Raw genomic sequence first — 330 nt, forward strand, 5'->3', positions numbered from 1 at the left:
TGGCAGTGAACGTCTCCAACGTAGGCACGCCTCGAAGCATAACTGGCGTCACGGCCAATGGCACGGCAATGACGGCCGGCGCCTCCCTCACAGGAGGCTCTACGGGTCACGGTTCGGTTGCGTGGTTCTACCTAACGATAGCATCAGGAACGACGGCAACGTTCGTCGTCACCACATCCAGCGGCGTCACGAACTGCACAATCGTCACCTACAGGCTGTTCCCCGTCAGCAGCTCCCACATCGATACTGTTGCGTCGTCAGATGCAGGTAACTCTGCAGTCGTAACGGACCTTGAGGTGAAGACCGGCGGTTTGGCCCTGATTGTTTCAA

At 58.2% G+C, this 330-nt stretch carries 1 protein-coding gene; it reads left to right on the forward strand.

Annotation, left to right across the window (positions count from 1 at the left end):
- Positions 1-68: 68 nt before the first annotated feature.
- The coding region (locus EN818_RS33380) for a hypothetical protein (protein WP_210237334.1) at positions 69-330 on the forward strand (262 nt) is incomplete at its 3' end.

The organism is Mesorhizobium sp. M3A.F.Ca.ET.175.01.1.1 (assembly GCF_004791945.1).
GTDB lineage: Bacteria > Pseudomonadota > Alphaproteobacteria > Rhizobiales > Rhizobiaceae > Mesorhizobium.